Raw genomic sequence first — 17870 nt, 5'->3', positions numbered from 1 at the left:
AATTGAATTACGACTCTTCTATGGATCCTTCAAAACTTCGGACAGCTTCTCTGAAATCCTCGGGCACTTTGACAGGCCTTTCCGTTTCCCGATCGATCATGACATTTACCACGTGACCATCTGCTATGGGTTCGGTTGCCGAATCTTTGAAAATAGCCAGATCATATCTAAAGCTTGATCGACCTATTTTTGTTATTTTAGCTCCCACGTAAAGAGTCTCATCAAAAAAGGCTCTACCCCTGTAACGACAGCAGGCCTCCACGGTGAAAAAGTCATATCCCTTTGACAGCAATCTCTCATAAGGATATCCGATGGCTTTGAAATAATCGGTCATGGCCACGTCGAAGTAGACAAGATAATTGGCGAAATAAACGTGCCCCTGAGCATCGGTATCGGCATACCTCACCCTTACCTCTGCCTTAAAGCGAAATTCTTCCTGCGAAGCCATAAGTTCCCCCTAAAAACCGAACTGGGCCAACAGAGCATCCACTTCATCCTGGGACCGCAGGGCACCTTCAACACCTTCGTGGGCCGGTCCAATGAGCTCTTCCTTCTCCTTTTTCCGTCCTTCGATCTTTATGCCAAAAGTCTTTATGGCATTTACCAGGCGATCCTGGAGTTCCTGCATAACGTTCAGAACCTTTATCACGGTCTGGCCGCTGAGATCCTGAAAATTTTGAGCAGACAGAATACGGTCAACGTCCTCTTTTTCTTCTGCTAAAGAGCTTTCCAGCTCCTCAATCATGGCAATCATGTCGCCTATGCGCTTTGTTGCCCCGGAGCCTATCGGTTTAAGCCGTTCCAGATGCTTTCTCATACCCTCCAGAACTTCCTGACCCCTTCTTATGCGATCCTTCATTTTCTCCGTGCAATCAAGAGTCGTATTGGCCGCGTCCTCGGTCAATTTCATGAGATATCTGAGCCTGCTTTCAGAATCGGGCAGGTAATCAACGGCGAGTTCTTTCAGTGCCGGATCGAGAATTTTGGCAAAATCCTTAAAAGCCGTGTGCAGATGCCTTGCAATCTTGCCTATTTCCCCAAATATCTCGCTACCTTCCTGAATGCTCGAAAGTTCTTCGAGTATTTCCTCGGCCTTCTCAAAATCTCCCGACGAAAAGGCAACCATGAATTCCTTAACCTTGGCCAGAACCTTTTTTTCAAGGTCGTCTTCGGCAGGAAGGACGCTCTCGAAATCCATGTCGGGATCCGCAGGAGAAAGCAGCCGCTGAATCTGCGGTACGTGGGCCGGATCCACCCTTATCACTACGGAACCGTCGGGTTCGGTTACCGCTTCAACCCCCAGATTGCTCGTGGCTCTCATCAGAGACTCCAAAGGAACCTCTTCGTATTCGACTCTTTTTTCCACGAGCTCCGGTTCCTCCTCGGCAGGAATTTCTTCCGGTTCCCCTACAGAAGTATCTTCAACCGCAGATGGCTTTTCGGGCTCCACGACAAACTTGCTGGTTTGCCAATCCGTGGGCACGGGAAGTCCGAGAATTTCAAAGGTTTCCAGAACGGCCACGCGAATGTCTTCCACGGTCTCCTTTTCAAGCCCGCTTTTCAGGGTGGGAAAAACAAAAGCAAGCATTGTGACTTCATCGGGAGACAGACCCGGATTTTTAACATATTTTTCGATTTCTCTTCCCGTCCGCCTCAGTGCAATCAACCCAGATTTCTCTGCAACTATCTGGAATTCTTTCATGCGAACGGCAATCTCCCGGAGGGCTTCTTCTTGAGAGATTCCTCCTCCCTCAAGCTTTCTCACAATGTCTTCGCATTCGTCCAGTACCGAAATAAGTTCTTTGGCTCCCCTGAGAGGCATATATGCTCCTTTATCCCGTTATCTTTGAACTTTCATTACTTTCATGCCAGAGCGCTCTGGCCGTAAGAGATCTATCGGTAAAGTGTTTAAACTCATCAGGCGTACCCTGGGCCACAATTCTTCCGCCCGCATCTCCGCCTGTCGGACCCAGGTCGATAATATAGTCGCATTGTGCAATAAAATCCAAGTTATGTTCTATGGCAATAATCGTATGTCCCCTGTTCACGAGCTTTTTAAGCACGTTCAGAAGTCTTTTTATATCCAGGTGATGTAATCCCGTCGTGGGCTCGTCGAGAAGAAATATTGAAGGGCGGGAATTTTTCTTTAATTCCTTGACCAGTTTTATCCGTTGAGCTTCCCCTCCAGAAAGTGTTGGACTGGGTTGCCCCAGCCTCAGGTATCCCAGACCCAGCTCATTTACGAGACCCACGGTTTTGACAATTCTCGGATAGGCGGCAAAGTAAACCGGTGCCTCTTCAAAGGTCATTTCAAGCACCTCGGAAATATTTTTTTCCCGGTATCTAACCTCCAGAATATCCCGAGAAAACCTCATACCCCTGCATACGGGACACTCCTTCTTAACATCCGGGAGGAATTTCATCTGCTCGATTACATAACCCATCCCGAGACAGAATTCACACCTGCCACCTCGCAGATTGAAGGAAAAGTGAGCTGGCCGAAAGCCCCGCACCTTTGCCTCGGGAAGAGAGGCAAAGATATTTCTGATATCGTCCCATATTCCGAGATAGGTGGCCGGTATGGATCTGGAGGTTCTTCCTATCGGCTGATGATCCACGCACAAAACGGAGTGAATACCTTCGTAACCTTTAATTCCTGAATGCACAACACCGCCTGCCGAATACCAGAAGGAGCCCGTGATGACTTCCATCAGCAAAGGATAGAGAACATCGTAGACAAGGGTACTCTTTCCGGCTCCTGAAACGCCGGTCACACAGGTAAGTGTGCCCAGAGGAATCCTGAGGTCAACATCTCTGAGATTTCTGAAATTAGTCGAACGAATCTCAAGCCAGTTGTCGTATCTGCCAGCGGCCCTGCGGTAATTTCTTGCATTCCCGGAAGAAACACCAAAAGCCCGGGAAAGGGCGGTCTCCTTGTTATTTACCAGATCCTGAAAAGTACCAACACCCGTTACAATCCCTCCCTGCGTTCCGCCTCCAGGACCCAGCTCTATCAATAAATCCGCATTCTTAAGCGTCTCCAGATCATGCTCCACAACAATAACGCTATTCCCGCGATCACGAAGCAACTTCAGGCCGTCGATCAACCTCTCCGTATCCGCAGGATGAAGCCCTATCGTCGGTTCGTCCAGAATGTAAAGCACACCCGTAAGACCGGAGCCAAGGTGTGCGGCCAGACGAATCCTCTGAAATTCTCCCCCTGAAAGAGTATCTCCCGATCTCGACAGGGTCAGGTATCCAAGCCCTACTCTCCGCAAAAATTCAACACGGCTTCTGACCTCTTCGTAAAGGGAAGATAAAATGGAACCGGAAGAAAGCCCGTAAAGGCGGTCCCACACATCCGAAAATTCCTCTATGGTCATCTTCACCAGATCTGGCAGGGAATAGTCAGCAACGTAAACCGATCTGGCCTGTTCGTTAATTCTCGTTCCCCCGCAGGACGGACAATCCTCTTCAAAAAGATTGTGCAACACATCATCGGGCAGGAGGTCCTGGTCAATGAGCTCTTCAAGTACCGGTATCAGCCCCGGAACACCGTCTCTGCCGTAGAGCACGGTTCTTTCGAGATCGGGCGGCAGATTATCACCATCAACCGTCTGATCAAGCCTCAGAGTGTCGTACCAGTAGTTTTTCCATTTCTTCCGAGCCTTCTGAGGGATAAAAGGCGCCTGTAGCCATGCCTCCAGAATCCTTTTTCCGGAAATTCTCCCTTTACCCAGTACCTTCCCTGCATCGACCCTCCTGACCACCCCCGTACCGCCACATTCGTGGCAGAGACCGTAAGGGCTGTTAAAGGAAAAAAGTCTGGGATCCAGAGGAAGGTACCCTACGCCGCAGTGGAGACACATAAAACGAGTACTCAAGATTTCTTCCCCGGCACCATCCGGGATGACGGCCGTTATGAACCCCTCCCCAATTCTCAGAGCTCTCAAAAGATCTTCCAACAAATTCCCGCCTGCCGATGAAACTCCCAGCGCAACCTCAACGGTGTGGTCTTCGAAGCGTGTAAGGCCCTCTATTTCGCTCAGATTGACCCACTTCCCATCTATCCGGGCTTTTTCAAAGCCGGATCGTCGCAAGCGCCTTATAAGATCACGATATACACCTTTGCGACGGTACACCACAGGTATCAGAAGAATCGCACCCTTCCTATGGTATTCAAGCGCCTTCGAGGCAACCTCATCAATCGACAGGGCTTCAACCTCTCTTCCGCAACGAACGCACCTCTGGCGTCCGGCTTTGGCAAAAAGAAGCCTCAGGAAATGATAAATTTCCGTAAGCGTTCCGACCGTTGACTTCCTCAATCCCCGGGTCAGCCTCTGCTCTACGGCGACGGTAGGGGGAAGCCCGGAAATGGAGTCAACCTCTGGCTTCTCGAAAATTGCAAAATACTGTCTTATGTACGCCGAAAGACATTCCAGATAACGGCGCTGTCCCTCGGCATGCAATACGTCAAATACCAGACTCGACTTGCCGGAACCGCTTAAACCGGTTACGGCCACAAACCTTCCCAGCGGTATCTCCAGGTTATCGATATTCAAATTATTGTGACGAAGGCCGGAAATTTTTACGAAATGACCCGAATGGGCTCTGCGGGCAAGGCCAATATCACAGACGACCCGGTTGCCCGTGTCCTTTTCCCCGGAAGAATCTCTCAGCCTGCGCAACATGTGCCTACCGGTCAAGCTTTCTTTGCATTCGATAAGCTTCCAGGGAGGGCCTTCAAAAACCACTTCTCCGCCCCGTGCACCGCCTTCGGGACCCAGATCCACGATCCAGTCGCAGGCAGAAAGCAGGATCGGGTTATGCTCAACCACGACGACGGTATGACCCCTTTTGACAATCCTCCTGAAAACCTCGACAAGTCTCTCCAGATCTTCCGGATGAAGCCCCCTTGACGGTTCGTCAAGAATTACGAAAAGCCTTTCATCCTTCTTCGCACTTTTCTGGAGTAGAGGCGCCAGCTTGAGTCTTTGAGCCTCACCGGCGGAAAAGGTTGAAAGGGGCTGGCCGAGTCGGAGAGTATCAAGATTGAGCATCTCCAGGGGTTTTAAGGCCTCGAGCAGCTTTTTCTCATATCCAGCCGAACCGCCGAAAAAGGAAAGAACATCTGAAGCAGTTGCTTCCAGAAAATCACCTATAGACCAGCCCTTGTATTTAACCCTGAGCACCTCATCTTTAAAACGCCTGCCTTTACAGGCCGGACAGGGCGAATAAACATCAGCCAGGAACTGCATTTCCTCTCTGATGAACCCTTCACCGCGACAGACATCACACCGACCACCTGGCTGATTGAAGGAGAAAAAAGATGCGGTCAGTCCCTTCATCCTTGCGTCATCGGTTCCGGCAAGCAGCTTTCTGACCCATTCCATCGCCCCCGTATAAGTCAGGAGGTTAGCCCGAGGGTTTCTTCCCACGGGTCGGCGATCCACCAGAAGCATGTCGGAAATATTCTCAAAGCCTTCAACGGCGTCACATTCTCCCGGCGACTCCTTGAGCTCGAGCCCCTTAGCTCGCCTCCACTGCCCATAAAGTGTTGTTTCCACAAGGGTTGTTTTACCGGCACCCGAGACACCGCTTACGGCTACAAAAAGCCCCAGGGGGAAACTCACCGTGATGTTCTTAAGGTTGAAGGATCGGGCTCCCCTTACCGTTACGAAACCATAAGGCATAGCCTGAGTTCTGTGCCGGATGAAATCGTCCCGCAGAGGTTTTCTCAGATAGGGAGCCGTACGGCTTTCCGGGCACTCTTTAACCTGTTCGGGGCTTCCTTCTACAACGATCATCCCACCCTGTCTTCCTCCGCCGGGACCCAGCTCGATCAGATGATCACATCGACCGAGAACCTGAGGATCGTGATCGACTATTACGACGGTATTTCCGTTTTCCACGAAACGCCGCAGGGCCGTCATCAAAGTATCCTGGTCATGGGGATGGAGGCCCAGGCTGGGTTCGTCAAGAATATAAAGAACATTGCTGAGCGAACTGCCCAGGACCTTTACAAAGTGAACCCTCTGAACTTCACCTCCTGAAAGCGTACGGGAAGGCCTGTCCAGCGTGAGATACCCGAGGCGCAGAAAACATAGGGCATCCAGCCTTTTGACTATTTCTTCGAACAAAGCCGCAGAAGAAGGGTCATCTTGAAAAAAACGCCGGTTATCGTGGAAAAATTCCCTGCATTTCTCCACACTCCAGCTCTGCAACTCAAAGATGGGAACGCCCAGAAGTCTGAAATATCGTGCCGCCTCTCCATATCTCGTCCCACCACACTTCCAACAGGGATTGTAAGCCCTATACCTGGACAAAAAAACCCGAACGTGAACCTTGTAAGTCTTCGTTTCAAGCCACGAAAAAAAACCCTTTATCCCGTAATAGTCATCCGTTCCTTCGATGATCTTGAGTTGATCGGCTTCATCGAGTTTTTCGAAAGGCACGTCTAAGGGAATACCCTCACGCCGGCAGAACTCCAGAAGCTCATGATATTCGTACCGATCCGGCGTCCATATGCTTACCGCACCATCCCGGATGCTTTTTTTCCTGTCGGGAATTACCGCATCCATATTCACGCCTATGGTTCGGCCCAAACCACGGCATTCGGGACAGGCTCCAACGGGGCTGTTAAAAGAAAAGATTTCTGGAGTGCACTCGGGTATTTCCCTTCCACAATCGGCACAACTTCTGAGGTTGCTGAATTCCTGTAAAGGCCCGTCGGGGTACAGAACGGCCATGCGCCCTTTCCCCAGCTCGAAGGCCTGCTTAACGGACTCGTAAATTCTCTCTTCCCGTCCTTCCTCCCACACAACCCGGTCCTGTACGATCCAGACGGGCTCATCGGGATTTTCTGGAAAGTCCGGATCATCGAGGCGAACAACCCTGCCGCCCACAACGGCCCTCACGTATCCCATGCTTAAAAGCATCTGCCTGGCAGTTCGATCAAAACCCGATGTTCCGTCGAGAGGAGCCGTTATGTACAGGCGATCGTCCCGGCGGGCTTTTCGAAGGTACTCCAGCACCGTTTCAGGAGATGCGCATTTTACCGGCCGACCACAGTAAGGGCAAAAAGGATCGGACCTGAAGGCATACAGATACTTCAGGAAATCGTTTACCTCGGTAATGGTACCCACCGTGGAGCGGGCATTTTGAACCGTCGTACCGCTTTCAAGAGCTATGCTCGGCGGGATATTTTCAACGGCATCGACATCAGGGCTTCCAATCCGCTCCAGAAACTGCCTCATGTAGGGCGAGAAGGTTTCCACATATCTGCGCTGTCCTTCTGCATGCAGAACATGGAAGGCCAGAGTTGATTTTCCCGAGCCGCTGACCCCGCAGATGCCCGTAATTCCGTATAACGGGATGTTGCAATCAACGTTCTTGAGATTGTGCTGTCGGGCTCCTCTTACTCGAATGAACATGGCCGATCTGCTAGCCAACAGCCTGCTTTCTCATGAAGAGCGCAATTCTTCGATCGCCGTCATAGCTGTCAACGAAAGCAACACCGATCCGACCTTTTTCCCCGTTTGAGCACATCACCTCCGCCCGTTTGACCACCAGATCCTTTATTCCGTTGGGAAGGGGAAAAGAAAGGTTAACCAGATCGCCTCTGGAAAAAAGACGAACACTTGGAACTCTGATGCCCAGCCCTAAAGGCGACATGTCAACAATGGCACCGGATAACTTTGCGCCTTCGGGAAAGTGCCGGCTTTTTATAATACCGATCTCTACCGGTATGTTATCAACCTTAATCCTGAAAGAACGCCGAAAGTTCACAAGATAGGTCGTTTCTGAACCGCAAGAACAGAGCAGACGCACCCGCCCGCCTTTTTTGAACTTTTCTACAGGCACCTGCCTGGTTTTCCCACAAGCATCACAGACAAAACTCACATAGGGCCTCAGCGGGCTTTCCCACACATCTATCTCTTTCGGCCTGTCCGTCTTCCCACGCTCTTTCATAAAACTCCACCAAGGCTAACCGGCACTGAACCGGATGTGGAGTATATCCCCGTCCTTTACGATGTAATCCCTGCCTTCCAGGCGCATCAGCCCTTCTTTTCTGGCCGATGCAAAGGTTCCCACTTTTTTCAGATCTTCGAAATTAATGACCTCGGCCCTTATAAACCCCCTTTCCATGTCGCTGTGTATCGTACCTGCCGCTTTAAGAGCCGTTGTTCCCTCCTGGACGGTCCACGCTCTGATCTCGTCATCACCCACCGTGTAGAAGGTAACCAGTCTCAAGACCGAAAAAGAACGGGAAATAACGAGATCGCAGGCTCTGGATTCTAATCCGTATTCCTCCCGAAAAACTTCGCTTTCATCAGGGTTTAGCCTGTTGAGCTCCAGTTCGAGCCTTGCTCGCACCGCAACCGGCTCAACGTCACCGTAATTTCCCGGAGGTACCTCCGGATCTTCGTCATCGTTGTTCACAACAACGAGAACCGGTTTGCCGGAAAGGAAGGTAAAGCCTCTCAATTCATGAGCACCGGCAAGCTCCGGATATTTCCTGAGCGGTTCTTCCCCATTGAGCACATCCCTGCACTTTTCCAGCAGTTCCAGCTCTCTCTCCGGGATCCTGCGACCTTTCTTTTTTTCCTGCCCGATTTTTTCCAGCCTTTTTTCCACCGTCACCAGATCCGCCAGAACGAATTCCTGGGTCAGTTCTTCCAGATCGCGGCAGGGATCGGGAGGCGGAAAGGCAGGATTGGCAAAATTCCTGAGAACGATAACGAAGGCATCCATGGGTCGGGCGTAATTAAGAAGAGCCGAAACGTAAGACTTCTTATCATCCCGTCCGGAACCCAATCCATGAAAATCGACATAAGTGACCTGTACGGCCGTCTTTTTCCGCCCAGGAAATTGAGACACAAGCCAGTCAAGCCTTGCGTCAGGTACGGGAACGACACCCTGAACCAGTATCTCTTTTCCACCGCCGGATGACCTGTCAACTTCCTGACCCGTTAAAGCCATAAAAAGAGTGGTCTTTCCTGCTCCGGGCAGACCCACAAGGCCGAGCTTCATTTCCTCCCTTTCTCTGCAGGTTTGCTTCAAAATCGGCTTGTATAAACGTTATCGCCGGGAGTCCCCGGAGTCAACAACCTTTAGGCAAAGGAAGGCGCACACCCGGTAAATTCAACTCCTAGAGGTCGTTTTCCCACCATCGTATGAGAATACTTCCCCATGTATATCCGGCACCAAAAGCCGAAAGTACCAGGTAGTCGCCTTTTTTTACTCTTTTTTCCTCCACCACTATGTCGTAAAGACAAAGCGGTATCGTTGCCGCAGTCGTGTTGGCAAACCTGTCTATATTCACCACGACCCGTTCCATAGGAATCCCGGCTCTTTCGGCGGTTGCCTGAATGATCCGCAGATTTGCCTGATGGGGAACCAGGAAGGCCACTTCTTCACCCTTTAGCCCGTTTTTCCTGATTATCTGCTCCGTCACCGAAGCCATTTCCTTCACAGCAACCTTGAAGACCTGACGGCCTTCCTGATAAACGTAATGCTCCCGGTTCTTGACGGTCTCCAGGGACGCAGGACGACGACTACCACCGGCCTTCATGTGCAGGTACGGTTCGCCCGAACCGTCACAGTGCTGTATAAAATCCAGAATTCCGTAGTCCGGATCCGGACATGGTTCAACCAGCACGGCACCAGCCGCATCTCCAAAGAGTACACAGGTATTCCTATCCGTATAATCTATTATCGTGCTCATCACATCACTTCCGATAACCAGGACCCTGTCGTACCGACCGGATTCCACAAATTGTGCGGCAGTACTTAAAGCAAAAACAAAACCGGAACACCCGGCCGAGAGATCATATCCCCATGCTCCGGTAGCCCCCAGATCACGCTGCACAAGGCATGCGGTGGATGGGAAAAACATATCGGGAGTGACCGTAGCAACTATAATCACGTCAACGCTTTCGGCCGAAACCCCGGCCCGATCCAGACATTCTCTGGCCGCCCTGACGGCCATGTAGGAATTGCCCAGCCCCGGCTCCAGAATCCTCCTCTCCCTTATGCCCGTACGGGTCACTATCCATTCATCAGACGTATCAACCATCTTTTCCAGATCTTTATTCGTGAGCCGTTTTTCCGGCAGAAAACGACCAACAGACCTTATATAAGCTTTCCTCCCCGTCCCGCTCACATTTCACTCCTACATAACACCTTTGTAATATCCACCGTCTATGTGTATCGATGCGCCCGTGATGTAGCCCGCCCTTTCGGAAGCCAGGAAAGTAACGAGGGCCGCAAATTCTTCCGGAGTGCCGAGCCGCCCCATCGGGATTTGTGCTTCCCAGCGCTTTATGACTTCCTCGGGTGTCGTTCCTTCCTTCTCGGCAGTCACCTTTGCAAGATTCCTAACGCGATCCGTAAGAGTATACCCCGGGCAAACATTATTCACCGTGACATTGTAGGGAGCCAATTCGTTGGAAAGACTTTTTGCAAATCCCACAACTCCCATACGTATCGTGTTGGAAAGGATAAGCCCGTCAATGGGTTGCTTGACCGATATGGAGGTCATGTTGATTATTCTGCCCCAGCGTTTCTCCTTCATTACGGGCACAACTTCTCGGGTCATTACGATCGTGCTCAGGAGATTCAGACGAAAGCCAAACTCCCACAGATCATCGTCGATTTCCAGAAACTGTTTCGAAGGCGGCCCCCCGGCGTTGTTTACCAGAATGTCAACAGTTCCGTAATATTCAAGAGCCTTCCTGACAAAATCCCGCGCTTCTTCCGGGCGGCTTACATCGGCAGGTATTCCTATCACTTCAGCTCCAGTTTGTCCCTTGATCTCTTCCACAGCCCTTGGAAGCTCGGGATCGTCCAAAGCACATATGGCAAGCCTTGCTCCTTCACGCCCCAACTCCATAGCCACGGCCTTCCCCAGCCCCTGGCTGGCACCCGCCACAAAAGCAACCTTTCCCTTAAGCCCTAAATCCATTCTTAAACCCTCCTCCGCAAACAGGCTAAATTTTAACTAGGGTTCATAAAACTTCTGCATTTCCGGAGTATAATTCTTTGAATCTCTTTCATAAATGCAAAAGGGCGGCGCAATCCGTACTTCCTGACCGGCTCCCTTGACACATTCGGCGTGTACAAGCATGCCCGGACTTTCGGAATCCGAATAAATCACGGTAAGTCGCTTCGGGCGAAACCCCCGTTTCCACGCCGAAACTATCAGGTCATCAAGCCGGAAAGCCGGATAAATCAAAGACACCCTGCCTTTTGGTTTCAGTACCCTTGCCGCAACGGAAAAAACATCGTCGATGGTTGCAAAAAGCTCATGACGTGCCACCGCTTTCTCTTCATCAGGATTCAACCGTCCGGTATTCACCCGACGGTAAGGTGGATTGGAAACAACAAGATCAACGCTTTCCGGATCCAGGAATTTATCTATATCACGAAAGTCACCCCTGTGAAGAATCATTCTTCCGTGGTATCCGTTTTCTCTGATATTCATGTCGGCAAGTTCATACAAAGACTCCTGAATTTCAACCCCTATGACCTTCACCCCGGGATGGCGGTAAAGAAGTATAAGCCCAACGACACCACAACCACAACCGAGATCCAGGACAACATCACCATCCTTTACACGGGTAAGACCTGCAAGAATTACCGAATCAACGGAAAATCGGTAACCTCTTCTTCTCTGATAAACAACCAGCCGCCCTCCAAAAAGAGTATCCCGTGTAATTTCCATCTGTTTTCTACGGGAACAAACGATTTTAATTGAACCCGGCAATTTTTTCTGATTCGTCCATGGAAAACAGCACAAGTCCGCTCACGACCTTTGGATGGAAGTAGGTTGCCTTGTGAGGCATCGTGTAGCCGGATTTTGCAACCCTGCAGACCTGTTCAATCCTGGTAGGATTTATGAAAAAACCGGCCGAATAAGAACCATCCTGCAAGGACTTAAAGGCTTCATCAATATCGCGACAGAAGTGCAGAACCCTCTCGTCTTCCAGTAAGGAAACCGGCAACTCGAGAAGCTCACCGAAAACCAACCTATCCAGAATAACCACATCTACATCGTAGAAACAGGGAGCCACGCCGGAGTCCCTCAGGTAAGCAAATATACTCTCCGTCCTTCCCATAAGAAGAGCCAGAGATCCTCTATCTCTACAGGCACAACCAAAAGCCGTCCTGGAATCTGCAAGAGCCTCCTTTAAACCCTGCCTAACAACTTCCAGACCTTCATCCGTACAGTCAACTTTTTCGACTTCAAAAAATTCCCCGGCTTTCTCCAGGAAGTAATCCCACCTTTCAACGGGAAAAGATACGAACATCCTGTGGGTGGGCAGGATGGTAAGTCCGGGATTTTCCATTGCAGAAAGGTACATCAGACAGTACTCATGGGGCATCGTCGGATCGTTATGATTCCTCAACTCCGAGCGTTTCAAATCCCTGTAGGCCAGAGCGGTTTCGTATCTATGATGACCGTCGGCAATGAAAATATCCCGATCCCGGAAAAATTCACCGATCCTCTTCAAAACACCCGGGTCAGAGAGTTTCCAGATCCTGTGATTCATTCCCTGAACATCTCGAAACCGAACGAGCGGTTCGCCTTTTTCAGAGGCTTCAAACAGATCCGTTACGTAGTCGTCTGGATCGGAATAAAGGGCAAAGACGGGGCTAAACTGAGCCTTACAATATTGCATCAGCTTCAGCCTGTCTTCCTTAACCCTGGAAAAAGTTCTTTCGTGAGGGTAGACATATCCCGAAAAGAACTCCTCAAGCTTCAAAAGGCAGATAAAACCCTTACGGGTATGCAAAGCGGCATCATGGGGCAGTGTAAAGTCCAGTTCATAATAGTAGAAGCAAGGCTCCAGATCCTGAATGAGTATGCCACTGTTGAGCCACTTTTTATAAAGATCGGCTGCCTTTCGGTAAGGGGCATCCCCATCAGTACTTTCGCCCAGGTCACGAGGTAAATCCAGATGAACGAAGTTATATTCACTGCGTTTTCGGAAATCTTCACGTTCTTGAGGGCTTATAACATCATAAGGGGGCGTGATGATGTTTTCCCACCGATCGATCACCTTTTCGTTGTAGCGAATTCCCCTTAGCGGAGCTATACAGGCCATCGGTTTTAATGTCTCCTGATAATCTGTTTTAGCCTGGCGCAGAGCCGGTTTATTACATTAAGCGGCAAAGTTAGCTACCACAGCGCAGTCACTTTTGCAAGCGGCACTAAGAACCTCTCAGGGTTTTAGGAATTCAACATGACACGGCGCAGAAGGCTTGACCATCACGGCCTGAAGTGTTATCTGACAGCGGCAGCAACAACTCAAAAAAATTTTTTCACAAGAAATTGAGGGGTACTGGGATCGATGGAAAAAATCAGGTATCCTTTTTCGGCTCTGGTAGGTCAGGAATTGATGAAGACCGCACTTCTTCTCAACGTAATCGATCCGTCCATAGGCGGGGTTCTGATAAAAGGAGAACGGGGTACTGCAAAATCAACAGGAGTTCGAGCCCTTATAGACCTTCTGCCCGAAATAAGGGTTGTTAAAAACTGTCCCTTCCAGTGTGATCCTGACGACACCGACAGCCTGTGCCCTCTTTGTCGGGATAGGGTACGCAATGGAGAAACCCTGGCCGTAGTTCAGCGACCTATTCGCCTGGTCAACCTTCCCATAGGAACTACAGAAGACCGACTACTGGGAACAATTGACATCGAGGAAGCCATAAAAAAAGGAAAAAAGGCCTTCGAACCGGGCCTGCTGGCGGAAGCCCATAGAGGCATACTCTACGTCGATGAGGTAAACCTGCTGAACGATCAGATCGTCGATCTTCTACTCGACGTTGCGGCGTCGGGGGTCAATATCGTCGAACGAGAGGGTATAAGCTTTACTCACGCAAGCCGCTTTGTTCTGGTAGGGACCATGAACCCCGAGGAGGGAGACCTGAGACCCCAGCTCCTTGACCGCTTTGGCCTTTGTGTTTCCGTGAAAGCTGCGGCATCCGTGGAAGAAAGGCTCGAAATAATAAAGCGCCGCATTGCCTTTGAAACCGACCCGGAGGGTTTCAGAAAGCAGTGGGCGGCCGAAGATACCCGGCTTAGAGAAGTTATCAGGCGGGCAAGAGAAAATCTTAACCGCATCATTATACCCGATGAAATGTACGAGCTTGCCGCCCGCCTGGCAATGGCGATGGAAACAGACGGGCACAGAGCCGAGATTACCATTGTTAAAGCGGCCAGAGCACATGCGGCTCTAAAGGAAAAATCGGAGGTCGGAAAAGAAGACATCCACATGGCCGCAAGGCTCAGCCTGCCTCACAGGGTCAAGAAAAACCCCCTCGAACGCAAAGAATTCGACGAAGAAAAGCTTGTGCAACTGATAGACCAGCACGAAACTCATCAGGACAGAACATCAGGAGAATGGAAACCTCTTTATCAGAACAAACCGCCTCATACCAAAGATAAAGTATCGGCCGCATCGCCTCTTTCCTGCGTAACCCATCTCTGCCCCGGATCTCATATACCCGTCATTCCTCAAATTCCCTGGTATCGCATCCAACCCGGATCACACCCTGGCAGGAGGTTCCCCTTTCCTTCGCGCCACAAATCGGGCATCTGTTCAGGACTTCGGCTGCCCGGTCCTCAGGACCGGGACTTCGACCTCTCCCTATCCGGTACACTCCGTGCGGCCGCACCATACCAGCTTAAAAGAGGTATGAACGGCAAAGTCGTAATAAAAAGCCAGGATTTGAGGTTTAACAGGCGGCGTCGGAAAACGGGACTTACCCTTATGCTTGTCATCGACTCCAGTGCTTCCATGAGAACCAATAATCGAATGAGCAGGACCAAGGGTATAATCGAAGCCCTTATACGGGACATGTATTTACACCGAGACAAACTCGGAATCATTACCTTCAGGCATACCGATGCCGAGGTCCTGCTTCCCCTGACTCACAACATGCACGACGCCATATCCAGAGTTGAAGAACTACCCGTTGGGGGAAGGACTCCTCTGGCAAAGGGCCTGAGTCTTGCTCTCAAGCACCTTAATCAGGAAATGCAAAAAAATCCCGAAGCCGTACCGGTAATAATGGTCTTCTCCGACGGACGCCCCAACGTGAGCTGTTACGGCTCCGATCCGCTGGAAGAAACTTTAGCTCTGGCCCGTGAAATACGCCGCAAAGGAATCCAGGCCGTATACGTGGACACGGAATTGGACCCCATGGCCATGGGATATGGTTACATCATTTCACAGCGCATGAACGCAACATACATACCCATGGACAGACTTTTAAAGGAAAACAGCGGATTATAAATTTAGAAATTTGTGGAGAGATGATAGGCTATACTGTCAAGCTTGATGGTAAAGTCAATGTTTTCCACGTGACAGCAGTCGGGTACCTGAATCTGCACGGGAGCAAAGTTCAATATCCCGTTTATACCCGCAAGAATGAGCTGATTGGCAACGCTTTGAGCTGCACTGGCAGGCGTGGCAATAACCCCTATATGAATATTCCTTTCTTTTACAACCTCTTCGAGCTCATCAACATGGTTGATTATTAGCCCGTTTGGTAGCTTCTTCCCCACCTTTTCAGGATCTATATCAAAGGCTGCGGCGAAGACATAACCATGTTTAATGAAGTTTCCGTGTCTTATGAGGGCAGACCCCAGGTTACCTACTCCAACCATTGCCAGGTTCCAGGTTCGGTTCAGGCCGAGAATTTCTTTTATCTGCGAAATGAGATCCACAACCCGATAACCCACACCTCGAACCCCGAACTCTCCGAAATAGGCAAGGTCTTTCCTGATCTGCGCGGGATTCACCCCACAGTGACGCGCCAGCCTTTCAGAAGATATGACGTCCGTATTGTCTTCAAGAAGGTCTTCCAGCACCCTCAGATAAACGGACAGTCGGTTTATCGTGGCCAGCGGAATCTTCGTAAACTTCATAAAACCACAACCTCTAAAAATCGCTTTTTGAAAACAGGGTGAGCGGAAGATTCACATCCCCCCCTCACCCTGTAACCGGCCCTCGTTAAAAAACCCGCTGATTCTTTAGTGGCCGGCGAGACCGATAAATCCCTGAATAAGCTTGCTCACCGGGTTTGCGTAGATCAGAATCAACGCCACAACCAGTGCGTAAATCGTCAGGGACTCAATCATCGCCAGACCGATCAACATCGTAACCGTGATCTTACCGGATGCCTCAGGGTTCCTGGCAACACCCTCAACCGATCCCTTCACGGCAAGTCCCTGACCGACACCACAACCGGCTGCTGCGAAGGTAATAGCGACGGCTGCTGCAAGAGCCGACCAGGAGAAGAACTTCAATCCCGTTACCGTAACATCTGCACCCACACCGGCTTCCTCTGCAGCACACGCCAGAGCAGCAAAACCAAGCGAGAAGAGCACCGTCAACAACCCAGTCCTACGAAGCATAACACCGTACCTCCTTTGATTTAATTGATTGAGTTTGAAAAATCTATAAACCACCAACACCTCCGGCCTTCCTTCCAAAACCTAGTGTGCTTCTTCCATCGCTCCGGCAAAATACATCATGGAAAGCACGCAAAATATGAAAGCCTGAATAAAGCCCGTGAACAACCCCAGCACCATCATTGGCAGGGGAGCCAGATACATGCCGGCAAGGAAGAACAGAATAGCCAGAACCAGCTCTTCACCAAAGATGTTCCCAAAAAGACGGATGGAAAGACTCATAACCCTTGCAAGATGGCCTATGATTTCGATGGGCATCATCAAAGGCACCAGCCACAGAACCGGTCCCATAAAATGCTTTATATACTTAAGGCCGTGAAACTTTACTCCGATTACATGAGTGTAAACCACAACGATGATTGCACAGGCCAGAGTTGTATTGAGATTTGCCGTAGGAGCATAAAATCCCGGAATCATACCCATGTAGTTACTGCAAAGTATAAAAAGAGCAAGTGAAGCTATAAGAGGAAACACAAAGCGCCCCTCTTCTCCGACAATTCCCACCATGAAGTCCTCAAGCCCACCGAGAACGGTCTCAAAAAAGTTCTGCCCTCCTTCGGGAACAAGCTCTATCTTCCTGCCCACGGCCCAGCCAACGGAGATCAACAGAACCATCAGCAACCACGTGTAGATAACGTGGGGTAACAGCAGTTTCTGTAAAAACGTCTGGGCTTCGTCGGCACTCAGAACCACCGGTAATCCGAGCTTTTGAAGCAGCATGGGTAAAAACAAAACCGGATGTTCCATTTCTCACACCTCTCTTCCCAAAGCCTGTTTTATGAACATCTCAAAGGCCACCACGACGAAACTTATCCCCAGCAGGAAAAGCCCTGCAGCAAAAGGCAGGGGCTTGACCAGCTTCTCGGCAATCACAAGCCACATAATCAACGCCAGGACCACAAACCTCAAATAGTATTTGACCATTACGGCAAACCTATTCCGGGGCTTCTGACCACGACAGAAAATCCTCTTCATCTGCCACTCAAGCAATTCAAAATTACAGGCCATCAGAACCCACCCAAGGAAAACGCTCAGTGCCGCCCCCTTCCAAAGGTAACTCACAACCACCACACTGGCCGAACCCAGCAGCACATGCAGAATCTTTACTTTCCGGACTATTTCATAACCCGCTTCCGTCACAGCCCCCGACGTTCCTCATCTTGCTGGCGTTTTGCAAAGCGATAATAATTTCTGAAACCCGCAATTATACCGAAAATCATAAAAATCACCGTAAGCCACGGCCAGGTCCCGAAGCTGGTATCCAGCCAGAAGCCGATACCCACGCCGATAAAAATCGCAAAGGCAACCGAAAAACCTACGGCCGAGGCCCTGACCAGTTGCCTTACATAGCGCCTAGTCTCTTCTTTCATAAGACCTACTTCGTGTA

15 protein-coding genes are annotated in these 17870 nt (G+C 50.3%); 1 reads left to right on the top strand and 14 read right to left on the bottom strand.

The window, feature by feature from the left end:
- Positions 1 to 7: 7 nt before the first annotated feature.
- The 9 genes from BM091_RS06985 to BM091_RS06945 all read right to left on the bottom strand — a co-directional run bounded on the left by BM091_RS06985 (position 8) and on the right by BM091_RS06945 (position 13109).
- Positions 8 to 448, bottom strand: coding sequence for an acyl-CoA thioesterase (locus BM091_RS06985; protein ID WP_093394546.1), 441 nt, complete (start codon positions 446 to 448; stop codon positions 8 to 10).
- Between the two features lie 9 nt (positions 449 to 457).
- Positions 458 to 1822: a protein phosphatase CheZ gene (locus BM091_RS06980; RefSeq protein ID WP_093394544.1), complete on the bottom strand. Its 1365-nt coding sequence runs from the start codon at positions 1820 to 1822 to the stop codon at positions 458 to 460.
- Between the two features lie 10 nt (positions 1823 to 1832).
- Positions 1833 to 7433 (bottom strand): excinuclease ABC subunit UvrA, encoded by a 5601-nt coding sequence (gene uvrA, locus BM091_RS06975; RefSeq protein WP_093394543.1) that lies wholly within the window; start codon positions 7431 to 7433, stop codon positions 1833 to 1835.
- Positions 7434 to 7443: 10 nt separating this feature from the next.
- On the bottom strand, positions 7444 to 7971 hold the full coding sequence (locus BM091_RS06970) for a PilZ domain-containing protein (RefSeq protein WP_093394541.1): 528 nt from the start codon (positions 7969 to 7971) through the stop codon (positions 7444 to 7446).
- Between the two features lie 15 nt (positions 7972 to 7986).
- Positions 7987 to 9033: a DUF933 domain-containing protein gene (locus BM091_RS06965; RefSeq protein ID WP_093394540.1), complete on the bottom strand. Its 1047-nt coding sequence runs from the start codon at positions 9031 to 9033 to the stop codon at positions 7987 to 7989.
- A 118-nt stretch (positions 9034 to 9151) separates the two neighbouring features.
- The gene (locus BM091_RS06960) at positions 9152 to 10165 is read right to left on the bottom strand and encodes a beta-ketoacyl-ACP synthase III (protein ID WP_093394538.1); all 1014 of its coding nucleotides are present in this window, start codon (positions 10163 to 10165) and stop codon (positions 9152 to 9154) included.
- 9 nt (positions 10166 to 10174) lie between these two features.
- Positions 10175 to 10966, bottom strand: coding sequence for an SDR family oxidoreductase (locus BM091_RS06955; protein WP_093394537.1), 792 nt, complete (start codon positions 10964 to 10966; stop codon positions 10175 to 10177).
- A gap of 36 nt (positions 10967 to 11002) precedes the next feature.
- A complete protein-coding gene (locus BM091_RS06950) occupies positions 11003 to 11725 on the bottom strand; it encodes a tRNA1(Val) (adenine(37)-N6)-methyltransferase (protein WP_093394535.1) in 723 nt (240 codons plus the stop codon).
- A 25-nt stretch (positions 11726 to 11750) separates the two neighbouring features.
- On the bottom strand, positions 11751 to 13109 hold the full coding sequence (locus tag BM091_RS06945; RefSeq protein WP_093394534.1) for a DUF1015 domain-containing protein: 1359 nt from the start codon (positions 13107 to 13109) through the stop codon (positions 11751 to 11753).
- Positions 13110 to 13355: 246 nt separating this feature from the next.
- On the opposite strand from BM091_RS06945, the gene BM091_RS06940 reads away from it, so the two are divergent.
- Positions 13356 to 15302, top strand: a complete 1947-nt coding sequence (locus BM091_RS06940; RefSeq protein WP_093394532.1) for a magnesium chelatase subunit D family protein — start codon at positions 13356 to 13358, stop codon at positions 15300 to 15302.
- Positions 15303 to 15304: 2 nt separating this feature from the next.
- Here the strand turns inward: BM091_RS06940 and BM091_RS06935 are convergent, their stop codons facing one another.
- The 5 genes from BM091_RS06935 to BM091_RS06915 all read right to left on the bottom strand — a co-directional run bounded on the left by BM091_RS06935 (position 15305) and on the right by BM091_RS06915 (position 17853).
- Positions 15305 to 15937 carry a redox-sensing transcriptional repressor Rex gene (locus BM091_RS06935; RefSeq protein WP_093394531.1) on the bottom strand — a complete coding sequence of 211 codons (633 nt, stop codon included), beginning with the start codon at positions 15935 to 15937 and terminating at the stop codon, positions 15305 to 15307.
- Between the two features lie 105 nt (positions 15938 to 16042).
- A complete protein-coding gene (gene atpE, locus BM091_RS06930) occupies positions 16043 to 16426 on the bottom strand; it encodes an ATP synthase F0 subunit C (RefSeq protein ID WP_093394529.1) in 384 nt (127 codons plus the stop codon).
- An 81-nt stretch (positions 16427 to 16507) separates the two neighbouring features.
- Positions 16508 to 17230, bottom strand: a complete 723-nt coding sequence (gene atpB, locus BM091_RS06925) for a F0F1 ATP synthase subunit A (protein ID WP_093394528.1) — start codon at positions 17228 to 17230, stop codon at positions 16508 to 16510.
- Between the two features lie 3 nt (positions 17231 to 17233).
- Entirely contained in the window at positions 17234 to 17623 is a 390-nt protein-coding gene (locus tag BM091_RS06920) for an ATP synthase subunit I (RefSeq protein ID WP_093394526.1), read from the bottom strand.
- The gene (locus tag BM091_RS06915; protein ID WP_093394525.1) at positions 17620 to 17853 is read right to left on the bottom strand and encodes an AtpZ/AtpI family protein; all 234 of its coding nucleotides are present in this window, start codon (positions 17851 to 17853) and stop codon (positions 17620 to 17622) included. The genes BM091_RS06920 and BM091_RS06915 overlap by 4 nt, the downstream gene beginning before the upstream one ends.
- Between the last annotated feature and the right edge of the window lie 17 nt (positions 17854 to 17870).

Source organism: Thermodesulforhabdus norvegica, from assembly GCF_900114975.1.
Lineage (GTDB): Bacteria > Desulfobacterota > Syntrophobacteria > Syntrophobacterales > Thermodesulforhabdaceae > Thermodesulforhabdus > Thermodesulforhabdus norvegica.
This window is presented reverse-complemented; position numbering and strand designations above follow the sequence as displayed.

Excerpts from the sequence above, each read along its gene's own strand:
- BM091_RS06985 (WP_093394546.1), bottom strand. The coding sequence starts at position 448 with ATGGCTTCGCAGGAAGAATTTCGCTTTAAGGCAGAGGTAAGGGTGAGG.
- BM091_RS06980 (WP_093394544.1), bottom strand. The coding sequence starts at position 1,822 with ATGCCTCTCAGGGGAGCCAAAGAACTTATTTCGGTACTGGACGAATGC.
- uvrA (WP_093394543.1), bottom strand. The coding sequence starts at position 7,433 with ATGTTCATTCGAGTAAGAGGAGCCCGACAGCACAATCTCAAGAACGTT.
- BM091_RS06970 (WP_093394541.1), bottom strand. The coding sequence starts at position 7,971 with ATGAAAGAGCGTGGGAAGACGGACAGGCCGAAAGAGATAGATGTGTGG.
- BM091_RS06965 (WP_093394540.1), bottom strand. The coding sequence starts at position 9,033 with ATGAAGCTCGGCCTTGTGGGTCTGCCCGGAGCAGGAAAGACCACTCTT.
- BM091_RS06955 (WP_093394537.1), bottom strand. The coding sequence starts at position 10,966 with ATGGATTTAGGGCTTAAGGGAAAGGTTGCTTTTGTGGCGGGTGCCAGC.
- BM091_RS06950 (WP_093394535.1), bottom strand. The coding sequence starts at position 11,725 with ATGGAAATTACACGGGATACTCTTTTTGGAGGGCGGCTGGTTGTTTAT.
- BM091_RS06945 (WP_093394534.1), bottom strand. The coding sequence starts at position 13,109 with ATGGCCTGTATAGCTCCGCTAAGGGGAATTCGCTACAACGAAAAGGTG.
- BM091_RS06940 (WP_093394532.1), top strand. The coding sequence starts at position 13,356 with ATGGAAAAAATCAGGTATCCTTTTTCGGCTCTGGTAGGTCAGGAATTG.
- BM091_RS06935 (WP_093394531.1), bottom strand. The coding sequence starts at position 15,937 with ATGAAGTTTACGAAGATTCCGCTGGCCACGATAAACCGACTGTCCGTT.
- atpE (WP_093394529.1), bottom strand. The coding sequence starts at position 16,426 with ATGCTTCGTAGGACTGGGTTGTTGACGGTGCTCTTCTCGCTTGGTTTT.
- atpB (WP_093394528.1), bottom strand. The coding sequence starts at position 17,230 with ATGGAACATCCGGTTTTGTTTTTACCCATGCTGCTTCAAAAGCTCGGA.
- BM091_RS06915 (WP_093394525.1), bottom strand. The coding sequence starts at position 17,853 with ATGAAAGAAGAGACTAGGCGCTATGTAAGGCAACTGGTCAGGGCCTCG.